Raw genomic sequence first — 22,269 nt, forward strand, 5'->3', positions numbered from 1 at the left:
AGGGCTGCAGTTATTGGGGCATTTGTGCGCTACTTCGATGGCGGAAATGTCAGCCAACGATCTGTGCGGTCAGCCGTCTTGGCGCCTCTACCAAATCAAGGGATATTCGATGACGGCCTGTTCCGCGATAAGGGTGAGCGCCGCTCGTAGACATTTTCCCGAGGCAAAGACAGCTTTTGAGGACACGGTGTCGCTTGGCGCTTCTAGGGGGTTCCGCCATCAAAATCGTGACCTTTGCCGCCACCTCTTCAAGGGTGGCGGTAAGGCGGCCCATTTGCGAGGCAGTTGCCGCCAGTTCAGGGCCGTAACGGTAACGAGATACTCCCGTTTTTGGCTTAAAGACTGAAGATGCGTAGCGGTTTTCGTGCGAAGGCGCAGCCCGGCTTCCAGCGCGTGTTCTGTTCGCGCCGACAGGTCATGCTGCCTTTTGCGGATCTGATTGGGATTCTGCCCGCGCTGGAGCAAAAGCGCGGTCAGATAAAGTTCGATCGCATGGATCGCCGACAATCTGAACGGCGCGCGTGTCAACGGCTTGCCGGGTCGGCCTTGTTGAAGGAGCAAGTTTGCCGCCTTGCGGTATTCTTCCGCCAGTTCGTGAGGCTGCTGCGGGGATGCAAGCCGGGCTACTTTCGTTCTTCGATCGTCATTTGCGCCATGTGACGAATCTAAGAGAAGCAATTCGTTGAGCAGAAATCATGGCGCTGTCGTATATCGCTTCCAGCGACGTTCGCTGCAGCCAGGCTGTCGGTCAGAAAGCCGTCGGCCGACTTAGTATAGCGACGGCTCGTTGAGATGCGTTAATCGGACCGGACCGCACTGGATCGAGTCGGTCAGCCTCTGCGAGTGCCCAACATTGCCATGCTTCCAGTGCGAGGCATCGATATCAGCCGAACCTTCATTGATCGCGCGACGGACGCGCTCAAGAAGCGCGCGAATGTCTGCAGCTTGACGTAGTAGTTCGCCACTGGTCCGCAGGTTTTGGAGGCGCTGTTAGTTGAGTTGTGCCAACCGTTCTTGGCGCTGTTTTTCGCTATCCGCTCTTGCTCTGCACGCTCCTCAGCTTCTCGCAGGCTAAGACCGAACTTTTTCTCTCCCGCCACGATGCTGAAGTAGGCGGGACGGACATCGCTGCGCGAAGGCGCTCCGGCAGATCCGTTCAAGGCGGGTCCGTCTGGCAAGTCCCGGCAATCTGCTCGACCGCCTGCTCAAATCCGGCAAGGTCGAAATCCGCTTGTCGCGCCTGAAAGTAATCCGAACCGCCAGGAAAGTGAGCTGCGCTGCTGAGGCCTCTTCTGTCAGGCGGTCTAGGTTTCGCGCTTCGGGCCGAGCAGGAACACTATCAGGGCGGCGACGAACGTGGCAACAGCACTGTAGGCAATGGCGCTGGTAATCCCCGCATTCTCCACCAATAGTCCGCCGAAAATCGCGCCGGCTGCGATTGCCACTTGGAATACTGTGACCAGCAGCACACCGGCGCTTTGGGCCTGCTCGGGAACAGCCCTCCGTACCATCCACGTCTGCAATCCCACTGGCACCGCGCCGAAGGCAAACCCCCACGCGGCAACAGCAATCGCCGAGGCCAAGGCCGATGCCCCAGCCGTCAGCAGCGAAACAGCGGCTATCGCTATGAGCAGCGGTGCAAGGGCCGCGACTGCCTTGAGATTGTACTCGGCCAGAAGCCCGCCGGCCAAATTGCCGAAGAATCCACCGATGCCAAAAGCCAGCAACACAAGCGAGATCGTCTCGACATCCAGCGCGGGAATCTTCTCGAGGAAGGCGCGGATATAGGTGATTCCGGCGAAGTGGCCGGAAGCGACCAGCAGGACGACCAAAAGCGCAATTTTGACCATCGGAATCTTGGCTACATCCAGCAGGTTGCGGAAGCTAGCCACTCCAATCGGAGGCAGTCTCGGAATGGTTAGGAGCTGCACGAGCAGTGTAGCGACGCCGCCGGCTGCGGCGAGCATGAAGGCGCTTCGCCATCCCCAGACATCGCCGACATAAGCGCCGATTGGAGCTGCGCAGACGGTAGCCACGGAAACGCCGGTGAGGATGATCGACATGGCGCGCGGAAGGAGGTGGCTTGGAACGAGCCGCATCGCCAGTGCTGCCGACATCGACCAGAAGCCTCCGAGCGCTATGCCGAGCACGACGCGTGCAGTCAGGAGAACCGCCAGCGACCACGCGCCGGCCGCCAGAACGTCCGACAGGATCAGCAGCAGCGTCATGGTCCACATGACGGTCCTGCGGTCCAGGCGCTTTGTGATGATGGCCACCGTCGGCGCCGAGATCGCCCCGACGATAGCTGTCGCCGTCATCGCCTGTCCAGCCGCTCCCTCNCCCTCGCTGATACCGAGATCATGCGCGAGGGGCGTGAGCAGGCTGACAGGCAGAAACTCTGCCGTGACCAGCCCGAAGGTGCCCAAGGAAAGCGAAATGACGGCACCCCATGCCGGACCAGACGGTGGGACCGGCTTTTCTGGGTCGTGCAGAACAGCGTCCATGACGCCTGCTGCGGATCGGGTCATGAACGAAGTCTCCACTTTGATGCAATGCAACACGATTTTGGCTGCCTTGACCCAAATCTAAAAACACAAGCGCATTTCCCGGCGGCGTTGAACGGAGGAGGGGATGTTCATTGCTTCGCGATATTTTGTGACGGTGCGGCGCGCAACATCGATGCCGGTTTCCTTCAGCCGGACAGCGATGTCCTCATCGGAAAGCACGTCGCCGGGAGATTCTGCGGCAATGATCGCTTTGATCCGATGCCGGACAGCTTCGGCGGAGTGCGCATCGCCGCCTTGGCAGGACGCGATCGCGACGGTGAAAAAATACTTCAGTTCAAAAACTCCGCGCGGGGTAAGCATGTACTTGTTCGAGGTCACCCGGCTTACCGTCGACTCGTGCACGCCGATCGCGTCAGCGACGGTTCTAAGATTGAGAGGCCGCAGGTGGGCGACGCCGTGTTCCAAAAAGGCATCCTGCTGACGCACGATTTCAGCCGCAACCTTAACAATCGTCTTGGCGCGCTGATCGAGGCTGCGGATTAGCCAGTTCGCGTTTTGCAAGCATTCGTCGAGAAATGCTTGATCTTTCGAATTTTGGGCAGTTTGACGCGTGACTTCGGCATAATAGGTTTGGTTGATCAGCAGCTTTGGCAGCGTGGCGGGATCAAGTTCGATCTGCCACCCGCCTTGCGGCGAGGGCGTGACCCAGACGTCGGGTATGATTGATTCAGACGCACCGGATTGGAATCTGTTCCCAGGCTTGGGATCGAGCGCCCGAATCTCATGCATCATGTCGAGAAGGTCTTCTTCATCGACGCCGCAATGCTGCTTCAGTGCCTCAAAATCCCGTCGCGCAAGCTTTTCAAGATGGGCAACCAAAGCTGCCATTGCCGGGTCGAGCCGATTTCGCTGGCGCAACTGAATCTCGAGGCATTCTCTGAGACTTCGCGCAAAAACTCCCGGTGGATCAAATTGCTGCAAGGTTCCGAGAACCCGTTCCACAACAGCCTCATGGACATTCAGGCTCTCGGCCAGCTCCAAAAGGTTTGCCCGAAGATAGCCAGTGTCTTCCAGATCGGCGGCAAGCTGGCCAGCGATCAGCCGCTCCTGTGGTGTGAACGCAGTGAGGGCGATCTGACGAGCGACATGGTCGTGCAATGTTTCGGCGAGGGTGGCATACTCGTCGAGGGAAGGGCCATTGCCGGGCGGGTTGTTGGTCGTGTTGCGAAGTGATTTCCATTGCCCGAGCCGTTCAGGCGAACCTGCCCCGGTCGGTCCTTCAACGGCGTTTGCCCCAGGGCCGACAGGCTGATCCGCTCCCGAAATCGAAACGTCGTCAAAAGGCCCGCCATCGCTTGATGCAGATTCCAAGAGCGGGTTCTTCTCAATTTCCCGCTCCACGAACTGATGCAGTTCAGTATGCGCCAGTTGCAGCAAGCGAATCGACTCAATGAGTTGAGGCGATGCCACCATGGATTGCTTCTGGCGTTGAAGCAGGCTTGCTGAGGATTGCATGGTGAGCGCGATAATCCTGTCGAGGAGCCTCTTGGGGCCGGCACTGGCACCAGTGAGACGTTTTCTAGGTCAAGCGGCGGCTTTCAGCGTTTCGAGAACGTTTTGCGGGGATGAGACGCCATAGGGGTCGGCCTCGCAGTTGTCGGAGAAACCTTCCTCCTCGAACCAGTGCTCCACCACGCCATTGTTGATCAGGGCGGCGTAGCGCCAAGAGCGCATCCCGAAGCCGAGATTGTCCTTGGCGACCAGCATGCCCATTTTGCGTGTGAACTCGCCTGAGCCATCGGGGATGAGCTCGACCTGCTTCAGGCCCAAGGACTTCCCCCACGCATTCATGACGAAGGCGTCGTTGACAGAGAGGCAGTAAATCGCGTCAATTCCCTCCTTCTCAAACTCATCATAGAGCTCTTCGAACTGGGGCAATTGGTAGGTCGAGCAGGTTGGTGTGAAGGCGCCAGGCAGCGAGAACAGGATGACCCGCTTGCCGGCAAAGTAGTCGTCAGATGTCTTTTCTTCCCAGCGATATGGATTTGGCCCCTGGACTGACTTATCGTGAACGCGCGTGAGAAAGGTGACGAAGGGAACTTTCTTTTCAACTGTCATCAAGTTGCTCCTAAAGAAGAAAACTGCCGTTGAATTCTGGCATAGGCTGGCGCAATTCCGAGCAAAGGCTCGTATGCTCGGGCACGGAATGAGGGCCTCGGCGCCTCGCAACTTCCTTTTCCATCCCGACGTATGGGAACGTCTTGGCGGCTGGTCTTGGCCACGCGAACGCAATCGATCTGAGCGAGCTGGAGACCGTCGTGCCGCTTGCTTTCCACGGCTATGGCGCCGGAAGCGGGATCGGTCACCCGCGATCGTGCCCGGGGAAAAGGGATAGCGGCCGGAAGTAGCCAATATCGCAAGCATGTGGCGACCTGAAATGTCACTTCACGCAGACTCGGGTCACTGGACTGGTTCAGCGTGTTGTCGATATGTGGCAGTGACCCGCCGGCCTTGGCTTGGGTGACCCTTTGACGGGGTCCTTGGGCACTCCCATGCTGAACAGAACCGGTAAACGGCATTTGCGCGAGCGGCCCGTGTTGGCGTGCCGGCATCGGACCAGCCATGCGCAAAGCGGCCACCGAGAACGGCCTTCCGGAGGAGACGATGTCCCGATGTTCAGCGGGAACGGGCACCGTCTCCTCAGGCCACTGTCTAGAGCTTCGCGCGTCGGGCATGGTGCAAGTCGCTTTCATCGTAATTTGATGGTGCTCTAACCAGGAGCAGCAAGCGGCGTGCCATTTCAAATAGAGGTGCTGTTGCACCGCCCCCTTCTTCTCGGAGGCCGTGTCTTAGAAGACCGGGAGCGCGCTATGCCGCCTCGTCACATAGCCAACAACGATGCTGTATGGTGCGGATATTCGGCGCTTCAGCCCCGGCTGGGCAAAGAAGAACCGGAAGCCGAGCCGATGCACTACCTGAGGCTGGCGGGCACTCCAGTCGTAGCGTGTGCCGCTAGCGTTCATGGGTGCGCAGCACGGCTATCGCGAACACGCGCCTCTCGCAGCAACATGAGCGCGCGCTCTTGGGCAAGCGCCTTGGCGCCGTGAGGATCGAATTTCCCAATCGTGTCTGTTTGCCGCCCTCTTATGTTCGAAACTGGACCAGAATGTCGCAGGCCCGACCTAAAGGTCGCCCGAGGCGTTCTGTCCGACACTGTTCCGTCGCCTTTGTTGGCCCGCGACACCGGCTTATTTCGCCTAGTTCTTCTCTGGCCTCAGGCTAAGCCGCTGAGAAGCTGCCACGATTTTTTCTGCTGCGGCCAAATTGGCACGAGATTTGAAGCACCTTCGTTGCGGGCCGGGAGCCGCCGACCGACTTTCATTTCGTGGATGACACGAATGGAACGAAGAAAGAAAAGCAAAATGTCAAATCCGCGTCGGATAGCGTCTATGGGCAGGGGGGCCTCGGCGAAAGCCCTTACCCAACAGCTCGCCGCCCTTGTCGACGCTTGCGCAGGAAATCTTGGCCGGCGGCGAGTCAAAGGCCCACCACACGGACTTTATCCTGACCTCGAAGGTACAGGATAATGTTCTGCATATCGCCGCGCGATGTGCCTAGACAGTTACGCGTTAGCCGATCTTGATAATCGGTCTGCCTCCGGACGACGTCGTCTACATGCCGTCTTTTCGCTGCCGCAGCGTCCGCCGGTCACCTTCCGCCCTTCCATCGCTACCGAGTGAAGTGCCATCATGCCCGAACAACCTTTGCCGACGCTGCCGATGTGGCGCGTCGATCACATTGAGCCCTCGACCGAGATGTTGGCGCTGCGGGCCAACGGCCCGATCCACCGCGTGCGCTTCCCGTCCGGGCACGAAGGCTGGTGGGTCACAGGCTATGAAGAGGCCAAGGCGGTGTTGTCCGACGCGGCGTTCCGGCCCGCGGGAATGCCGCCGGCCGCATTCACCCCGGATTCGGTGATTCTCGGTTCGCCAGGATGGCTGGTCTCGCACGAGGGGGGCGAGCATACGCGGCTACGCACGATCGTGGCGCCGGCCTTCAGCAACGGCAGGGTGAAGCAGCTCGCGCAGCAGGTCGAGGCGATCGCCGCGCAGTTGTTTGAGACGCTGGCGGCCCAGCCCCAGCCCGCCGATCTGCGGCGCCACCTCTCCTTTCCGCTTCCAGCCATGGTCATTGGCGCGCTGATGGGCGTGCTCTACGAGGACCACGCCTTTTTCGCCGGGCTGTCCGACGAGGTGATGACGCACCAGCATGAAAGCGGCCCGCGAAGCGCGTCGCGCTTGGCCTGGGAAGAACTCCGCGCCTACATTCGCGGCAAGATGCGGGACAAGCGCCAGGATCCGGGCGACAACGTGCTGACGGATCTGCTCGCGGCGGTCGACCAGGGCAAGGCGACCGAGGAAGAGGCGATCGGCCTGGCGGCGGGCATGCTGGTGGCGGGGCACGAGAGCACCGTCGCGCAGATCGAATTCGGCCTGCTGGCCATGTTCCGCCATCCGCAACAGCGCGAACGCCTAATCGGCGATCCATCCCTGGTGGATAAGGCGGTAGAGGAAATCCTGCGCATGTACCCGCCGGGCGCCGGCTGGGACGGCATCATGCGCTATCCGAGGACCGACGTGACCATCGCGGGCGTGCATGTTCCCGCGGAGAGCAAGGTGCTGGTCGGCCTGCCGGCGACGTCGTTCGATCCGCGCCATTTCGACGACCCGGAAACCTTCGACATCGGACGTGACGAAAACCCGCACCTGGCGTTCTCCTACGGGCCGCACAACTGCGTCGGCTTGGCGCTGGCCAGGCTGGAACTCAAGGCGGTGTTCGGTTCGATCTTCCAGCGCTTTCCCGCGCTGCGCCTGGCCGTGGCGCCCGAAGAACTGAAGTTGCGCAAGGAGATCATCACTGGTGGGTTCGAGGAGTTACCGGTGCTCTGGTGATGCTCGGATGCCACCAGGAATCGCGATGTTCTCGAGTTGCCGGCGCGCCTGCCGCGCGCCGATCAGATCAGCCAGCCAAGAGGTGACCAAGATGGACGCGCAAGAAACCATGGCATCATGCCGGGACGCCTTCGCCGAACTGGCGTCGCCAGCCTGCATTCAGGATCCGTACCCATTCATGCGGTGGTTGCGCGAGCACGATCCGGTGCATCGCGCGGCGTCGGGCCTCTTTCTGTTGAGCCGCCACGTCGACATCTACTGGGCGCTCAAGGCAACGGGCGATGCTTTTCGGGGGCCGGCACCAGGCGAACTGGCGCGCTATTTCCCGCGGGCGGCGACCAGCCTGTCGCTAAGTTTGCTGGCGTCCACTTTAGCGATGAAGGAACCTCCAACGCATACGCGTCTGCGCCGGCTGATCTCGCGCGATTTCACCATCGGCCAGATCGACAAGCTGAGGCCGACCATCGCTCGCATTGTCGCAGCGCGCCTGGACGGCATGGCGCCCGCGCTGGAGCGCGGGGAGGCGGTGGACCTGCATCGGGAATTCGCGCTGGCATTGCCCATGCTGGTTTTCGGCGAACTGTTCGGCATGCCCCCGGACGACATTCTCGCGCTCGTCACCGGCATCAGCGCCATTCTGGAAGGCCTGAGCCCGCACGCCAGCGATCCGCAGCTCGCCGCGGGGGACGCGGCCAGCGCCAGGGTGCAGACCTACTTCGGCGACCTCATACAGCGCAAGCGCACCGATTCCCGCCACGACATCGTGTCAATGCTGGTCGGCGCACACGACAACGATGCCGAGACGCTGTCGGATGCGGAATTGATCAGCATGCTTTGGGGCATGCTGCTGGGCGGCTTCGCCACCACTGCCGCGGCCATCGGCAATGCGGTCCTGGCGATGCTGGCGTATCCCGAACAGCGGCACTGGCTGAAGGGAGATGCCGTGGGGGTGAAGGCTTTCGTCGAAGAAGCCCTGCGCTATGACGCGCCCGCCATGTTCAGCTCCATTCCGCGTATCGCCCAGCGCGACATCGAACTGGGCGGCGTGGTGATCCCGAAGAACGCGGACGTGCGCGTGCTGATCGCGGCCGGCAATCGCGACCCGGACGCCTTCGCCGATCCCGATCGCTTCGATCCCGTGCGGTTCTACGGCACCAGTCCTGGCATGTCGATCGACGGGAAGATCATGCTGACCTTCGGCCACGGCATCCACTTCTGCCTTGGTGCGCAACTGGCCCGGGTGCAGTTGGCCGAGAGCGTGCCGCGGATCCATGCGCGCTTCCCCGCGCTGGCATTGGCCGAGCAGCCGACCCGGGAGCCCTCCGCGTTCCTTAGGACATTCCGCGCGCTGCCGGTACGGCTGCATGGGCAGGAGGGCTGAGATGCGCGTCGTAGTCGATCAGGATCTGTGCGGAACGACCGGGCAGTGCGTGCTGACGCTGCCGGGCGCCTTTCGCCAGCGCGAACCGGACGGGGTGGCCGAAGTGTGCATGGCGACGGTCCCGCAGGCGCTGCACGCCGCCGTGCGGCTTGCGGCCAACCAGTGCCCGGTCGCCGCCATTCGTGTCATCGAAAGCGACGCTGGCCATGACGAGCGCGCCAGCGCCGACCCTGCGCCTTCTCCGCTGGAGGCCGAGCGGCATGCTGCGAAAGACCAATGCAATTCAGGAGACACGATGGGACGGTTTGGAGGCAAGGTGGCCGTGGTGACCGGCGCCGGCGCCGGCATCGGCAAGGCATGCGCTCTCGCCATCGCGCGCGGGGGCGGCAGAGTGGTGGTGGCCGACATTGATGGCTCGGCGGCCATCGCCTGCACCGCGCAGATCGCGGCCGAAGCAAGCCACGCGCTGCCCATAGCCATGGATATCGCTGATGAGCAGGCGGTGGCAGCGCTGTTCGAGACGGCGGAGCGGCACTTCGGGGGGGTCGACCTGCTGGTGAACAATGCGAGCGCCATGCATCTGACCCCGCGCGACCGCGCCATCCTCGACCTGGACCTGGCGGTATGGGATCAGACCATGGCGACCAATCTGCGCGGCACGCTGCTCTGCTGCCGGCAGGCCATCCCACGGATGATCGCCCGCGGCGGTGGCGCGATCGTCAACATGTCGTCGTGCCAAGGGCTCAGCGGTGACACGGCGCAGACGTCCTACGCCGCGTCGAAGGCGGCGATGAACATGCTGTCGGCCTCGCTCGCCACCCAGTACGGTCACTCTCAGATCCGCTGCAACGCGGTTGCGCCGGGTCTTATCATGACCGAGCGTCTCCTCGCCAAGCTGGACGAGTGCATGCAACGGCATCTGCGCCGGCACCAGCTCCTGCCGCGCGTCGGCCGTCCCGAGGACGTTGCCGCACTCGTGGCGTTCCTGCTCTCCGACGATGCTGCGTTCATCACCGGCCAGGTCGTGTGCATCGATGGCGGCATGCTGGCGCATGTGCCGACCTATGCCGACGGTGGCAACAGCTGCGCCGCGCGCCCTGCAGGCGATAGCGAATCGGGGGCGGCGGCGCGCTGCTGATGGACATGCTGCTCAACCCACTCAACCGTCGGCACCGGCTGCGATGCGACATCCCGGTCATGCCTGGCGCTTTCCCCCTGGTCGGGCATCTTCCCGCCATTGTCTGCGACCTGCCGCGCCTGCTGCAGCGCGCAGAACGGACGCTGGGCAGCCACTTCTGGCTGGATTTCGGCCCTGCCGGACATCTGATGACCTGCGTGGATCCGGACGCATTCGCACTGCTCAGGCACAAGGACGTGTCCTCGGCGCTGATCGAAGAGATCGCGCCCGAATTGCTTGGCGGGACGTTGGTTGCCCTGGACGGCGGCGCGCACCGACAGGCGCGCGATGCCATCAAGGCAGCGTTCTTGCCCAAGGGGCTGACCCAGGCCGGGATCGGCGACCTGTTCGCGCCCGTCATCCAGGCGCGGGTGCAGGCGTGGCGCGCCCGCGGCGAGGTAACCATCCTGCGCGAAACCGGCGACCTGATGCTGAAGCTCATCTTCAGCCTCATGGGAATCCCCGCGCAGGACCTGCCGGGATGGCATCGCAAGTACCGGCAATTGCTGCAGTTGATCGTCGCGCCACCGGTCGACCTGCCCGGACTGCCTTTGCGGCGCGGCCGCGCCGCCCGCGACTGGATCGACGCGCAGTTGCGCCAGTTCGTCCGCGACGCGCGCGCGCATGCCGCGCGCACCGGGTTGATCAACGACATGGTGAGCGCCTTCGACCGCAGCGACGGTCCGCTCTCCGATGACGTCCTGGTCGCGAATATTCGCTTGCTGCTGCTTGCCGGTCACGACACCACTGCCTCGACGATGGCCTGGATTGTGATCGAGCTGGCGCGGCAGCCTGTGCTGTGGGACGCCCTGGTTGAGGAGGCGCAACGCGTGGGCGCGGTGCCGACCCGGCACGCGGACCTGGCGCAGTGTCCGGTCGCCGAGGCGCTGTTCCGCGAGACACTGCGCCTGCATCCGGCGACCACGCTCCTGCCGCGTCGCGCGCTGCAGGAATTGCAACTCGGTCAGCGGCGCATTCCCGCGGGCACCCATCTATGCATCCCGCTGCTGCATTTCTCGACCTCGGCGCTGCTGCACGACGCGCCTGATCAGTTCCGCCTGGCGCGGTGGCTGCAACGCACGGAGCCGATCCGGCCGGTTGACATGCTGCAGTTCGGTACCGGACCACACGTCTGCATCGGCTACCATCTGGTATGGCTGGAAATGGTGCAGTTCTGCATCGCCTTGGCGCTGACCATGCACAAGGCCGGGGTGCGGCCGCAGTTGCTGAGCGACGTCGCAAAAGGCCGGCGCTATTACCCGACCGCACATCCGTCCATGGCAATCCGCATAGGCTTCTCATGAGCTGGCATCGCATGCCCTGTGTGGCAAGGCAGCGGCGCCGGCGGGGTGCGGCATTGCTGCACTCAGCGCACGCATTGGTGTGACGCCGGCAACACCGTGACGGCTTGCGCTCGCCGTGGCCGTCTCAGCTACAAGGACATCAACAACATGCAGACCGGTTCCACTCCACGCGACCGAATCGGCGTTTCCGCATCCGGCGGATTGGGCGCGCAGGCGCGCGGCGCATCTGGCGGGCTGCTCCCCGAGATCTGGATGCAGGACGGCGCAAAGGCGGTCGAACAGGCTCTGGGGCGTCTGCTCTGCGCCAAAGACGACGGTAAGACAGAGCTGATGGCGGCCATGCGCTACGCCACCTTGCATGGCGGGAAGCGCACCCGCGCCTTGCTCTGTCTGGCTGCCGGCGCACTGGCGGGCACGCCGGCGCACATGCTCGACGACGTCGGCGCCGCCATCGAGATGATGCACGCCTGTACCCTGGTCCACGACGACCTGCCCGCGATGGATGACGACGTGCTTCGCCGCGGCCTTCCGACCGTGCACGTAAAGTTCGGCGAAGCCACTGCGATCCTGGTCGGCGATGCGCTGCAGGCCCACGCCTTCCTGACCCTGGCGAGCCTGGATGCGCCGGGCGACAACCGTATCGCGCTCGTGCGCGAACTGGCGCAGGCGGTGTCCGCCGAGGGTGCCGCAGGCGGGCAGGCCATGGATCTGTCGTTGGTCGGAAAGCACGCCGGGCTGGACAGGATCCTGGCGATGCACGGGATGAAAACCGGAGCGCTAGTGCGCGCGTCGGTTCGCATGGGCGCGCTATACTCCATCGCGGAGGATGCCGCGCACGTTGCGCTGTATGCAGCGCTCGATCGCTACACCGCCTGTTTCGGCCTGGCGTTGCAGGTGGCCGACGACATTCTCGACGCGACGGCGGATACCGCGACTCTTGGCAAGACTCCCGGTAAGGACGCGGCGGCGCAGAAGCCGACCTGCGCGTCGATCATGGGGCTGCAGGCTGCGCGCCAGTTCGCGCTGTACTTGTTGCACGACGCCGGGGAGGCCATCGCCCCTCTGGGGCCGCGTGCGGAAGGGTTGGCGCAGATGCTGCAGCGGGCCAAGGTCTATCTGTCCGCGCCACACGCATGAGCGCGCCCATCCGTAAGGACTCGCCCCTGTGCTGGTGCGATCGGCCGGCGGGCGCTGCATGCTGCACTGTGTCCGTGTCGGCGGCGACGTGCGCGGCGTCTGCACGTTTCTGTTCTCGTTAGCCCTCTGCAGAAGGAACATACCGCGTGAACGCGCTGTCCGAACAGATCCTTTCCGAATTGCGTCATCTGCTGAGCGAGATGAGCGACGGCGGTAGCGTCGGTCCGTCCGTATACGACACGGCGCGAGCTCTGCAGTTCGACGGCAACGTCACCGGTCGGCACGACGCATACGCGTGGCTCATCGCGCAGCAACAGGCCGATGGCGGATGGGGAAGTGCGGACTTCCCGCTGTTTCGCCATGCGCCTACCTGGGCGGCGTTGCTGGCATTGCAGCGTGCCGATCCTCTTCCCGGCGTTGCCGACGCAGCCCAGGCTGCAATCCGGTTCCTCGAGCGCCAGCCCGATCCCTACGCGCATGCCGTGCCGGAAGACGCGCCCATCGGCGCGGAGCTGATCCTGCCGCAGTTGTGCGACGAGGCCGCATCCTTGCTGGGCGGCTTGGCGTTTTCGCGCCACCCGGCGCTGTTGCCGTTGCGGCAAGCACGCCTGGTCAAGCTGGGGGCTGTGGCGACGTTGCCGAGCGGCCATCCGTTGCTGCACTCCTGGGAAGCCTGGGGGACGTGGCCGGCCACCGCATGCCCGGACGACGACGGCAGCATCGGCATCAGTCCGGCGGCCACCGCCGCGTGGCGTGCGCACGCCGTGATACAGAGAAGAACGCCGCAGGTCGGGCGCACCGACGGGTATCTGCAGGCGGCATCGCGGGCGACGCGCACCGGCATCGAAGGTGTCGTTCCCAACGTCTGGCCAATCAATGTGTTCGAGCCATGCTGGTCGCTGTACACCCTGCATCTGGCCGGTCTGTTCGCGCATCCCGCGCTCGCCGAGGCGGTGCAAGTGATCATCGCGCAGCTCGACGCTCGCCTGGGCGTGCGCGGTCTGGGCCCGGCCTTGCACTTCGCGGCCGATGCGGACGACACCGCCGTTGCGTTGTGCGTCCTTCGCCTTGCAGGCCACGACCCGGCGGTCGATGCATTGCGCCATTTCGAAACCGGCGAGCTGTTCGTCACCTTCCCCGGCGAGCGCAATGCCTCGGTGTCGACCAACATCCATGCCCTGCATGCGTTGCGAATGTTGGGAAAGCCCGCCGCCGGCACCAGCGCCTACGTCGAGGCCAATCGCAACCCGCACGGTCTATGGGACAACGAAAAATGGCACGTTTCGTGGCTGTATCCCACCGCGCATGCGATTGCTGCGCTCGCGCAAGGCAAGCCCCAGTGGCGCGACGAGCGCGCGCTGGCGGGGCTGCTGCGGACGCAGCGCGACGACGGCGGCTGGGGCGCCGGTCGCGCGTCCACATTCGAGGAAACCGCCTATGCGCTGTTCGCGTTGCACGTGATAGACGGGACCGAAGAACCGGCAGGGCGCCGGCGCATCGCGCAGGCGGTGGGGCGTGCGCTGAAGTGGATGCTCGCCCGCCACGCAGCCCATGCATCGCCCCAGACGCCGCTGTGGATCGGCAAGGAACTGTATTGCCCCACCCGGGTGGTGCGGGTGGCCGAACTCGCCGGGTTGTGGCTGGCGGTTCGTTGGGGGCGGCACGTCTCGGCCGAGGGAGCAGGAGCGGGGTCATGATCCCGACCGATCGCGCCCTGCAGCACGTGCTGGAGTGGGGGCGTTCCCTGACCGGGTTCGCCGACGAGCATGCTGTGGAAGCAGTCAGGGGCGGCCAGTACATCCTGCAGCGCATCCACCCGAGCCTGCGCGACACCAGCGCCCGCACCGGCCGCGATCCGCTGGACGAAACGCTGATCGTGGCGTTCTATCGCGAACTGGCCCTGCTGTTCTGGCTCGACGATTGCAACGACCTCGACCTGATCGCGCCGGAGCAGCTCGCCGCGGTGGAGCAGGCGCTGGGGCAGGGCGTGCCGTGCGTGCTTCCCGGATTCGAGGGCTGTGCTGTGCTGCGCACTTCGCTCGCCGCGCTCGCCTACGATCCTCGCGACTATGCTCAGCTTCTCTACCATACCCGGTGCTACTGCGCGGCGCTGCGCGCCGGACACGCGCAGGCGGCAGGGGCGGAACGCTGGTCCTACGCCGAGTACCTGCACAACGGCATCGATTCGATCGCCTACACGAACGTGTTCTGTTGCCTGTCGTTGCTGTGGGGGCTGGACATGGCGACCTTGCGCGCGCGTCCGGCGTTTCGCCAGGCCCTGCGGCTCATCTCCGCGATAGGGCGCTTGCAGAACGATCTGCATGGACGCGAAAAGGATAGGTCGGCCGGCGAGGGCGACAACGCGGCGATCCTGCTGCTGCAGCGCTATCCGGCTATGCCTGTGGTGGAGTTCCTCAAGGATGAGCTGGCCGGCCATACGCGCATGCTGCACCGGGTGATGGCGCAAGAACGCTTTCCCCCGCCGTGGGGACCGCTGATCGAGGCCATGGCGGCCATGCACGCTCAGTACTACCAGACCTCAAACAGTCGCTACCGCAGCGACGCTGCAGGCGGAGGCCAGCGTGCGCCGGCCTGAACGCGGGGGAAACGGCGGCGTGCGCGCGCTGCCGTCGGTCCGACCCGACGCAACGCCGTCGCCCGATGCGGCGGAAGAAGCGAGCATCAGCGACACCAACATGAGCCGGCGCAAGGACGACCACCTGGACATCGTGCTGGATCGGCGAACGGCACGGGCCAAGGCCGCCGGCTGGGAGTACATCCGTTTCGAACACTGCGCATTGCCCGAGTTGGACCTGACGCAGGTCGACCTCAGCGCCTCGCTGCTGGGCAAGACCATGCGCGCGCCTCTGCTGATCAGCTCCATGACCGGCGGCATGCCACGCGCCGAGGCCATTAACCGGCATCTGAGCGAGGCAGCGCAAGCCTTGGGGATCGCCATGTGCGTCGGTTCGCAGCGCGTGAGCCTGCAATCCCGCAACTCCCAGGGGCTGACGCGCGCGCTGCGCAGCCTCGCCCCAGACGTTCCCTTGCTGGCCAATATCGGCGCCGCGCAACTGCGCCAGCCCGACGGCCTGGACCTTGCCCGCCGGGCGGTGGATGCACTGGAGGCCGATGGACTCATCGTCCATCTCAATCCGCTGCAGGAAGCAGTACAGCCGGAGGGCGACCGCGACTGGCGCGGCGTCCTGGCGCAGATCGCTCGCGCCGCGCGCAGCGTCGGCGTGCCGATCGTGGCCAAGGAAGTGGGGTCGGGCCTGTCCGCCTCGGTGGCCTGTGCGCTCGTCGAGGCGGGCGTGGCGGTGATCGATGTCGCCGGCGCCGGCGGCACCAGCTGGGCCGCGGTGGAGGGCGAGCGCGCCCGCGATGCCGCCGACCGCGCAGTGGCAATGGCATTCGCGGATTGGGGGATTGCGACCCCGGCCAGCGTGCAGGCGGTACGTCGGGCGCTGCCAGCGGTGAAGCTGATCGCGTCGGGCGGGATCAGCGACGGCGTCGACGTGGCCAAGGCTATCCGCCTGGGCGCGGACATCGCCGGGCAGGCAGCCGGCGTGCTGCGCGCGGCCACCGTATCCACCGAGGCGGTTGTCGCGCATTTCGAGATCGTCATCCGCCAGTTGGCCGTCGCCTGCTTCTGCACCGGCTCGGCTGATCTGGCGGCGTTGCGTCAGGCGCGCTTGTTGCCCTCGGCACATCTGCCCGCCGGTTGATGCCGGCATCGCCCGCACGTGGCGGCGGTGCCTAAACTGGAGAAGCGAAAAGGTGCATTACGACATCGTCATCATCGGTGGAGCCATCGTCGGCTCCTCGGTTGCCTATTATCTGCGCGAGGAAGGGTTTTCGGGCTCGATTGCAGTTGTCGAGCGCGACCCGCAATTTTCCCATGCGGCGACAACGCTGTCCTGCGCCTCCATCCGCCAGCAGTTTTCGATCCCGGAAAACATCCGTCTGTCGCAATTCATGCTGAAACTGTTCCGGCGGCTTGGGGAAGAGTTTGGCGCGGACGCCGATATCGGCTTTCGCGAAGGCGGCTACCTCATCCTTGCCGGCGAAAACGGGCTGCCTATCCTGCGGGCCAACCACGAAGCGCAGATGGCCGAGGGCGCCGACATCCTGCTCGAGGATGCGGAGGCGCTCGTCCGCCGCTTTCCGTGGCTGTCGGTCGAGGGCATTTCCGCCGGCGCCTATGGCCGCAGCGGCGAAGGCTGGTTCGACGCGCATGCGATGCTGATGCTGTTCCGCAAGGCACTGCGGACGAAGAACGTCGACTTTATCACGGCGTCGGTGACGGGTATCGAGCGGCTAGGCGGCCGCGTCACTGGTGTATTTCTGGACAATGGCGAGCGGCTCGAGGCCGGCACCGTCGTCAACGCCGCCGGGCCGAATGCCGGCAAGGTGGCGGCAATGGCCGGGCTGGCGCTGCCGGTGGAGCCGCGCAAGCGCAACGTCTTCGTCTTCGAGGCGCGCGAAAAATATGACGACATGCCGCTGCTGGTCGACCCGAGCGGCATCTATGTCCGGCCGGAGGGCTCGGTCTACATCACCGGCGGCGCCGAGCCGGAAGAGGGCGAAGGACCGGCCGACCCCGCCGACTTCGACCCCGACTGGCCGCTGTTCGAAGAGGTGATCTGGCCGGTGCTGGCGACCCGCATTCCGGCCTTCGAGGCGATCAAGCCGACGCGCCTGGGTCGGCCATTACGACTACAATACGCTCGACCAGAACGCGGTGATCGGCCCGCACCCGGAGGTCGGCAATTTCCTCTTCGCCAACGGTTTTTCCGGCCACGGCTTGCAGCAGGGGCCGGCGGTCGGCAAGGCGCTAGCCGAACTGATCGTGCATGGCCGCTATCGCAAGGTGGATTGCTCGGCGTTCGGGTACAGCCGTGTCGCTGAGGAGCGGGCTTTCAGGGAATTGAATGTGATTTGAGCAGGAAGGGCGGGTGCGCCGCGACGGCCCTTTTGATGCAGGGACAGAGGGGCGCGAAGGAACGCGACGGGCGGTCGATGGCCCAAAGCTGGCGAAAACAGCCGGCCAGGGCCTGCCGCGAACGGAATGATTTTGTGATGATCGTGGCGCTCGATCCGCCGCATTTCCGGTCGATCAGCGACTTCCGCAAGCGGCATTTGAAGGCGCTCGTGGCGCTGTTCGTGCAGGTTCTGAAGCTGTGTGAGACGGCAGGATTGGTCAAACTCGGCCATGTCGCGCTGGGTGAAGATCAAGGCGAACGCGTCGAAACACAAGGCGATGAGTTATGAGCGCATGAAGAAGCGCGAGCTGGAATTGAAAGCCGAGGTCGCTCGCATGCTGACGGCGGCCGAGGCCGCGGATGCCGAGGAGGACGTGACTTTCGGCAAGGACAAGCGCGGCGACGAGATGCCGGATTGGGCCGGCGACAAGCAGAACCGGCTGGCCAAGATCCAGCAGGCGATGGCGTCGCTGGAAGCCGAGGCCAAGCTGGCGGCGCTCGAAGAGCGCCGGATCGAGGCCGAAAAAGAAGAGCAGCGCCAGGCCGCAGGCCGCAAGAAGCCTGGCAAACCGGCGGCGGCCCCATCAGAGGAGCCCGGTGGCCATAGCAGCTGTTCTCGGAGGAACGCCGTTCGCTGTGCGGGGCTAAAGCATGAGAGATCCTCGAAGAAGGATGATCTCTTTGCATATCATTATCTTCATATATGATACGCGAACAGATCATAAAAGTTTTGACTTGCTCGCTGGATGAGATACCTTTGCGTATCATCGCGCATTGGAATGGATCGTATAGGTCTCATGATCGACTCTGAATCGGAAATTCTACGTGAAATCGGGAGGGTTCTCAGACATGCGAGGCTCGCCGCAACCATGACACAGGAGCAGGTCGCTGATTTGGCGGGCATATCCCGTCCCCGCTATCGCGATATCGAAAAGGGAGCTGCAGCGGCGCGTGCGACGACGCTCATGAATGTCGCTCGCGCGCTCGGTCTGGAAATGATGCTGGTTCCGCAAGTCATGGTGCCGGCTGTCCAGGCTCTGTTGCGCCCGCATGATGATGACGACCTGCCCGCCTTTGTTCCTCAATCTGACGATGACGATCATGGCTCCAGTCTTTCACGCACCTAAGACGATCCCGTCGCTGGACGTGCTCCTGGACACCCTGAAGGTCGGCACACCGTCAGGACGCCGGTCGATTTCAATGCGTTCAACTTCGATGAGGCCTACCGCGCGACGGGCGGCTTGCCGGTTCTCAGCCTGTCGTTCCGGGCAGCGATGGGAGGATTGCGGAAAAATCCGAAGCCTCTGGCGGGCGCCTTGCCGGCTTTTTTCGCGAACCTCCTACCGGAGGAGAAGCTACGCGAGGCGATGGAAAAGCACCACGAAGGCAATGTGCGGCCAGGCAATGATTTCGATCTGCTTGCAGCACTCGGCACCGATCTGCCAGGGGCCGTGCAGGCATTGCCTAGTGATGGCTCGATAGCGGTTTCGCAGGATGCTTTGAAGGATAAGCCCAAGGCACGCTTCTCACTTGCCGGCGTGCAGACGAAGCTGTCGGTCATGAAGAACACTGGAAAAGGCGGCGGCCTGACCTTGCTGATGGACGACGAGCAAGGCCGATACATCGCCAAGTTCCCTTCGACGGCGTTTCCAGGCGTTTCCGAAAATGAATTCGCCAACCTCGCGCTGGCCGCAGCGATTGGCATGGAGGTGCCTGAACGCGAACTTGTCGAGAAGTCCGATTTCGAGGATATTCCCGAGGAATTCAACACGCTGTCAGAGGGCAAGGTCCTTCTCGTCAAACGCTTCGATCGCGGCGCTGAGGGCGAGAGGATTCACATCGAGGATTTCGCTCAGGTCTTCGGCGTCTATCCCTCGCGCAAATATGAGGGCGCCGCTTATCACGACATAGCCTCGGCCCTTGGCGCGGCCGTCTCGCCTACGGCGGCTCTCGAATTCGTCCGCCGCCTGGTGCTGACGGTGGCAATGGCGACATGCACCTGAAGAACTGGTCTTTGATTTATCCCGGTAACGGCGACAAGCCGGCGCTTGCACCAATCTACGACGTCCTGTCCACCGTGCCATATATTCCCGCCGACGCCATGGTGCTTTCGCTTGGAGGGGAGCGCTCGTTCAAGGCGCTAGCAGCACTGCGATGGAAAGCATTTGCGAACCGTGCAAGGCTTCCGGAGCCGGCAGTCCTGAAGGCAGTGGTCGAGACCGTCGAACTCGTCAACGAGCAGTGGTGGCATCTGCCTGAGCGCGACGTTGTCGCAGCGAAAGTGCTTGAGCGGATCGACGAACATGTGAAGGCGATGACGCCGATACTGAACTCCTGCGCCGATAAGTGAGCCGAGTCCCCTTGGGTTGGTGATATGGCGGAATTATCCGCCCATGGCCCCGGATGGATGGCCGTGGATCGATGGTATGCCAGCGATCCGCTCTGGTGCGTCTATGCCGGTCCGATAGGTAAGCGCGACCACCATCCCGACACCCGGGATCGCATCAGCCGCCGACGGATCGGATCTTTCCGAGGCAAGGCTCGGGCTAAGCGGTCGAGTCGGCAAAACTCCTCGAGAAGTGTCCTTCGAACCCGTAGCATCGGCTCCGTAATTGCAAGCGGGCTCGGCGTGTCCCCGACGAGTTCCAGGACCCGCGCTTCGAACGAGTGTTTGGTGACATGGCCGATCCGATATCCGAAGACCTTCAGTGACCGAATTCTCGATGTCCTGAAGCTTGTTCATCAGCTGCTGGCGATTGACGAGCAGCATTCCTACTTGCTGTGCTTCTTCGCTTTTGACGAAGACCTGTCGGAACCAGCCGAGCCGGACGAGGTGCGCAATTCCCCGTGCGTCATTGCGGTCTGTTTTGTTGCGCACGGCGCACAAACCGGCCTTGAGGTGTCGGCATTCGAGCAAAATCGCAGGAAACCTGCCGAACGCAGCTCGCTGTCCGGTTGCCCGGGAAGTCCTTGGCTCTGAGCTCGCCAGACATGCTTCTGCGGCGCGTTGCGATCCTTCAAAATCGCCTTCAACCGCTTGCGGTCCGAAGGCTTCACGCTGATGGATATTCCCGTTCGCTTGCTGCATATTCGCATAGATTGGGAATCCTCAGAGGGATTCAAATGTCAGGCGCCATCCACTAGTCACATTCATCAAAATCGCTTCGTAAATGTTTTATATGTGTATACCTTAATTTATAATATTTTCTCAGATGCGTGACGATGATTAGTGTACATTCCTGTCGAATAGTTCGCGTTCAGGAGAATTATATGTCATCTGACTTCGGCGTGCTCTGCGAGTTCGATGGGCGCCTTTGCCCGGAAGGTGTTCGGCCACGCTCGTTTGCCACTGTTAGTGGAACGGTGCTGCGGTATTTCAAGCGTCATCCAGGAAGCGAGAAAGGCCCTTCAATGCAACCGTGCCTGGCGCCTTAGCCGTAATTGCCAAAATAAAAAACCGACATGCTTACGGATAAGCATGATGTCCGACGATCGCGAGTCTGTGCTCGCTGGTGCAACCAATAGTTTATTTGATCGAATACTGCTGCATCTACCGAGCGCGCAACGACAAAGTTCTCAAGTTCCGCAGTTGGCCCACTTCAGGAGGTGGCTCGTTGGTTCTTCGGAGATTTCTATAACAGTACTCGGAGTAAGATGCATACACAGTCTGAAAAGAAGGAGTAACGCCACACTGAATGCCGACAGTCACAAGATGTTCCACGGCCGCTACAGTCCCTCCAGAGCCGGTCTGTAAACTAAATGATTCACCCTCTCATCGCTGAGTCCGGCAGGGGACAATTTCTGTCGCTCTTCTCGCTGGCAACTGATCATCACGGAGAACTGCGGTGTTTCCAAATATTTTAGATTCGTACTTTGTCCAGTTGAAACAGATAAACCCGGTGGCCTTCAAGGCGATCGAGCCCCGAATAATTAGAGAATCATCCGCCTGCCTTACCAATCTGGCCAATCTCTCGCGCAATGAGTTCACCTCGGAAGGGCGTGGGTCGGATTACCTCGATAGCATCCAACTGTCGCTGCTGGCGCGATCGGAGGGTGTTATGGATCTTTTGGGCAAGATGCACCCCAATGGTTGCGACGGACTTTGTTCGTCTATGATCATCTGTGATCTTCTCGCCGGTGACGGATACGTGAACAAGGTAGCCCGCCAGATCTTTGGTGCGGCGCGCTGCCCGACGTTCATCAACTCTGACATCTCTCAGTTCATGGTGGACCGTTGCATCCGCGACGGCCTTTTTGCGATTTGGCAAAGCGCGACTGATCCGTTCTGGATTAAAGACGGATCGGTGGACGGTGTGCTGATGGCTTACGGCACGCACCACATCCAGCGCGCTCAACGCCCCGTCGCTGTGCAGGCGGCTGCGCGAATTCTCCGGCCCGGCGGCATCTTTGTTCTCCATGACTTCGAAGAGGGCTCACCCACCGCCCGCTGGTTCGCTGACGTGGTGTCAACTCATTCCGTGACGCCGCATGACTATCCTCATTTCACCGCGGGCGAGGTGCTCGACCTGTTCGCTGCTGCGCAGTTCGATGAGGTAACTGTGCAGCGAATCACAGACCCGTTCGTCTTCCACGCAGGAGACGAGGAGAGCGTTCTCCAATTGCTGGCCGAATACGTCGTGAAGATGTACGGGCTAGAGAAGCTCCGGGCCCATACGCAGCGTGTGCTCGCGCTTCTTGATGAGTATTTCGGGCTCGCCGTGACACGAACCTCTCGCGGTGACTTCGAAGCGCGAATAGCGCGCAATGCCTTGGTCGGCAGCGGGCGACGGGTGTGAAATACAGTATCACAGGCCCCATCAAAGGCC

At 62.8% G+C, this 22,269-nt stretch carries 15 protein-coding genes and 4 pseudogenes; 16 read left to right on the forward strand and 3 right to left on the reverse strand.

Annotated elements, in window-relative coordinates:
* Positions 1 to 348: 348 nt before the first annotated feature.
* A complete protein-coding gene (locus X741_RS1000000169745) occupies positions 349 to 660 on the forward strand; it encodes a hypothetical protein (protein WP_023778174.1) in 312 nt (103 codons plus the stop codon).
* A gap of 644 nt (positions 661 to 1,304) precedes the next feature.
* Here the strand turns inward: X741_RS1000000169745 and X741_RS151460 are convergent.
* From X741_RS151460 to X741_RS151450, 3 genes are all read right to left on the reverse strand, one after another.
* On the reverse strand, positions 1,305 to 2,528 hold the full coding sequence (locus X741_RS151460; RefSeq protein ID WP_023778176.1) for an MFS transporter: 1,224 nt from the start codon (positions 2,526 to 2,528) through the stop codon (positions 1,305 to 1,307).
* Positions 2,529 to 2,585: 57 nt separating this feature from the next.
* The gene (gene rpoN, locus X741_RS151455) at positions 2,586 to 4,022 is read right to left on the reverse strand and encodes an RNA polymerase factor sigma-54 (protein ID WP_023778177.1); all 1,437 of its coding nucleotides are present in this window, start codon (positions 4,020 to 4,022) and stop codon (positions 2,586 to 2,588) included.
* A 69-nt stretch (positions 4,023 to 4,091) separates the two neighbouring features.
* A complete protein-coding gene (locus X741_RS151450) occupies positions 4,092 to 4,625 on the reverse strand; it encodes a peroxiredoxin (protein WP_023778178.1) in 534 nt (177 codons plus the stop codon).
* Between the two features lie 1,631 nt (positions 4,626 to 6,256).
* On the opposite strand from X741_RS151450, the gene X741_RS151445 reads away from it, so the two are divergent.
* From X741_RS151445 to X741_RS1000000167520, 15 genes and pseudogenes are all read left to right on the forward strand, one after another.
* Positions 6,257 to 7,459, forward strand: coding sequence for a cytochrome P450 (locus tag X741_RS151445; protein ID WP_023778179.1), 1,203 nt, complete (start codon positions 6,257 to 6,259; stop codon positions 7,457 to 7,459).
* A gap of 91 nt (positions 7,460 to 7,550) precedes the next feature.
* Positions 7,551 to 8,840, forward strand: a complete 1,290-nt coding sequence (locus tag X741_RS151440; protein ID WP_023778180.1) for a cytochrome P450 — start codon at positions 7,551 to 7,553, stop codon at positions 8,838 to 8,840.
* A gap of 1 nt (position 8,841) precedes the next feature.
* Positions 8,842 to 8,967, forward strand: a pseudogene (locus X741_RS1000000171650) (ferredoxin); the annotation flags it as partial.
* A 168-nt stretch (positions 8,968 to 9,135) separates the two neighbouring features.
* The gene (locus X741_RS151435) at positions 9,136 to 9,978 is read left to right on the forward strand and encodes an SDR family oxidoreductase (protein WP_023778181.1); all 843 of its coding nucleotides are present in this window, start codon (positions 9,136 to 9,138) and stop codon (positions 9,976 to 9,978) included.
* Complete coding sequence (locus X741_RS151430) at positions 9,978 to 11,321, forward strand: cytochrome P450 (RefSeq protein ID WP_023778182.1); 1,344 nt, start codon at positions 9,978 to 9,980, stop codon at positions 11,319 to 11,321. Before X741_RS151435 ends, X741_RS151430 begins: the two co-directional genes overlap by 1 nt.
* Positions 11,322 to 11,468: 147 nt before the next feature.
* Complete coding sequence (locus tag X741_RS151425; RefSeq protein WP_023778183.1) at positions 11,469 to 12,458, forward strand: polyprenyl synthetase family protein; 990 nt, start codon at positions 11,469 to 11,471, stop codon at positions 12,456 to 12,458.
* A gap of 146 nt (positions 12,459 to 12,604) precedes the next feature.
* Entirely contained in the window at positions 12,605 to 14,155 is a 1,551-nt protein-coding gene (locus X741_RS151420; protein ID WP_023778184.1) for a hypothetical protein, read from the forward strand.
* Positions 14,152 to 15,054: a hypothetical protein gene (locus tag X741_RS151415; RefSeq protein WP_023778185.1), complete on the forward strand. Its 903-nt coding sequence runs from the start codon at positions 14,152 to 14,154 to the stop codon at positions 15,052 to 15,054. Before X741_RS151420 ends, X741_RS151415 begins: the two co-directional genes overlap by 4 nt.
* Positions 15,055 to 15,154: 100 nt before the next feature.
* Positions 15,155 to 16,186, forward strand: a complete 1,032-nt coding sequence (fni, locus tag X741_RS151410; protein WP_198023970.1) for a type 2 isopentenyl-diphosphate Delta-isomerase — start codon at positions 15,155 to 15,157, stop codon at positions 16,184 to 16,186.
* Positions 16,187 to 16,238: 52 nt separating this feature from the next.
* Positions 16,239 to 17,403 (forward strand): annotated as a pseudogene (locus X741_RS01000000166590) (FAD-binding oxidoreductase).
* A gap of 131 nt (positions 17,404 to 17,534) precedes the next feature.
* A pseudogene (locus tag X741_RS1000000170895) lies at positions 17,535 to 17,934 on the forward strand (IS5/IS1182 family transposase); the annotation flags it as partial.
* Between the two features lie 306 nt (positions 17,935 to 18,240).
* A complete protein-coding gene (locus tag X741_RS1000000168375; protein ID WP_245272711.1) occupies positions 18,241 to 18,570 on the forward strand; it encodes a helix-turn-helix transcriptional regulator in 330 nt (109 codons plus the stop codon).
* Positions 18,545 to 19,793, forward strand: a pseudogene (locus X741_RS01000000166600) (HipA domain-containing protein). Before X741_RS1000000168375 ends, X741_RS01000000166600 begins: the two are co-directional and overlap by 26 nt.
* 324 nt (positions 19,794 to 20,117) lie before the next feature.
* Positions 20,118 to 20,423, forward strand: coding sequence for a hypothetical protein (locus X741_RS1000000170900; RefSeq protein WP_245272736.1), 306 nt, complete (start codon positions 20,118 to 20,120; stop codon positions 20,421 to 20,423).
* An 865-nt stretch (positions 20,424 to 21,288) separates the two neighbouring features.
* Entirely contained in the window at positions 21,289 to 22,239 is a 951-nt protein-coding gene (locus X741_RS1000000167520; protein ID WP_051410457.1) for a methyltransferase domain-containing protein, read from the forward strand.
* Positions 22,240 to 22,269 lie beyond the last annotated feature (30 nt).

Origin of the sequence: Mesorhizobium sp. LNHC221B00 (assembly GCF_000502935.1) — a bacterium.
In the GTDB taxonomy this organism is placed as follows: Bacteria; Pseudomonadota; Alphaproteobacteria; order Rhizobiales; family Rhizobiaceae; genus Mesorhizobium; species Mesorhizobium opportunistum.

Bases quoted from the DNA above. Each gene is read 5' to 3' on its own strand.
- X741_RS151415 (WP_023778185.1), top strand. From the start codon at position 14,152: ATGATCCCGACCGATCGCGCCCTGCAGCACGTGCTGGAGTGGGGGCGT.
- X741_RS151450 (WP_023778178.1), bottom strand. From the start codon at position 4,625: ATGACAGTTGAAAAGAAAGTTCCCTTCGTCACCTTTCTCACGCGCGTT.
- fni (WP_198023970.1), top strand. From the start codon at position 15,155: ATGAGCCGGCGCAAGGACGACCACCTGGACATCGTGCTGGATCGGCGA.
- X741_RS151440 (WP_023778180.1), top strand. From the start codon at position 7,551: ATGGACGCGCAAGAAACCATGGCATCATGCCGGGACGCCTTCGCCGAA.
- X741_RS151425 (WP_023778183.1), top strand. From the start codon at position 11,469: ATGCAGACCGGTTCCACTCCACGCGACCGAATCGGCGTTTCCGCATCC.
- X741_RS151445 (WP_023778179.1), top strand. From the start codon at position 6,257: ATGCCCGAACAACCTTTGCCGACGCTGCCGATGTGGCGCGTCGATCAC.
- X741_RS151435 (WP_023778181.1), top strand. From the start codon at position 9,136: ATGGGACGGTTTGGAGGCAAGGTGGCCGTGGTGACCGGCGCCGGCGCC.
- X741_RS1000000169745 (WP_023778174.1), top strand. From the start codon at position 349: ATGCGTAGCGGTTTTCGTGCGAAGGCGCAGCCCGGCTTCCAGCGCGTG.
- X741_RS1000000168375 (WP_245272711.1), top strand. From the start codon at position 18,241: ATGATCGACTCTGAATCGGAAATTCTACGTGAAATCGGGAGGGTTCTC.
- rpoN (WP_023778177.1), bottom strand. From the start codon at position 4,022: ATGCAATCCTCAGCAAGCCTGCTTCAACGCCAGAAGCAATCCATGGTG.
- X741_RS151430 (WP_023778182.1), top strand. From the start codon at position 9,978: ATGGACATGCTGCTCAACCCACTCAACCGTCGGCACCGGCTGCGATGC.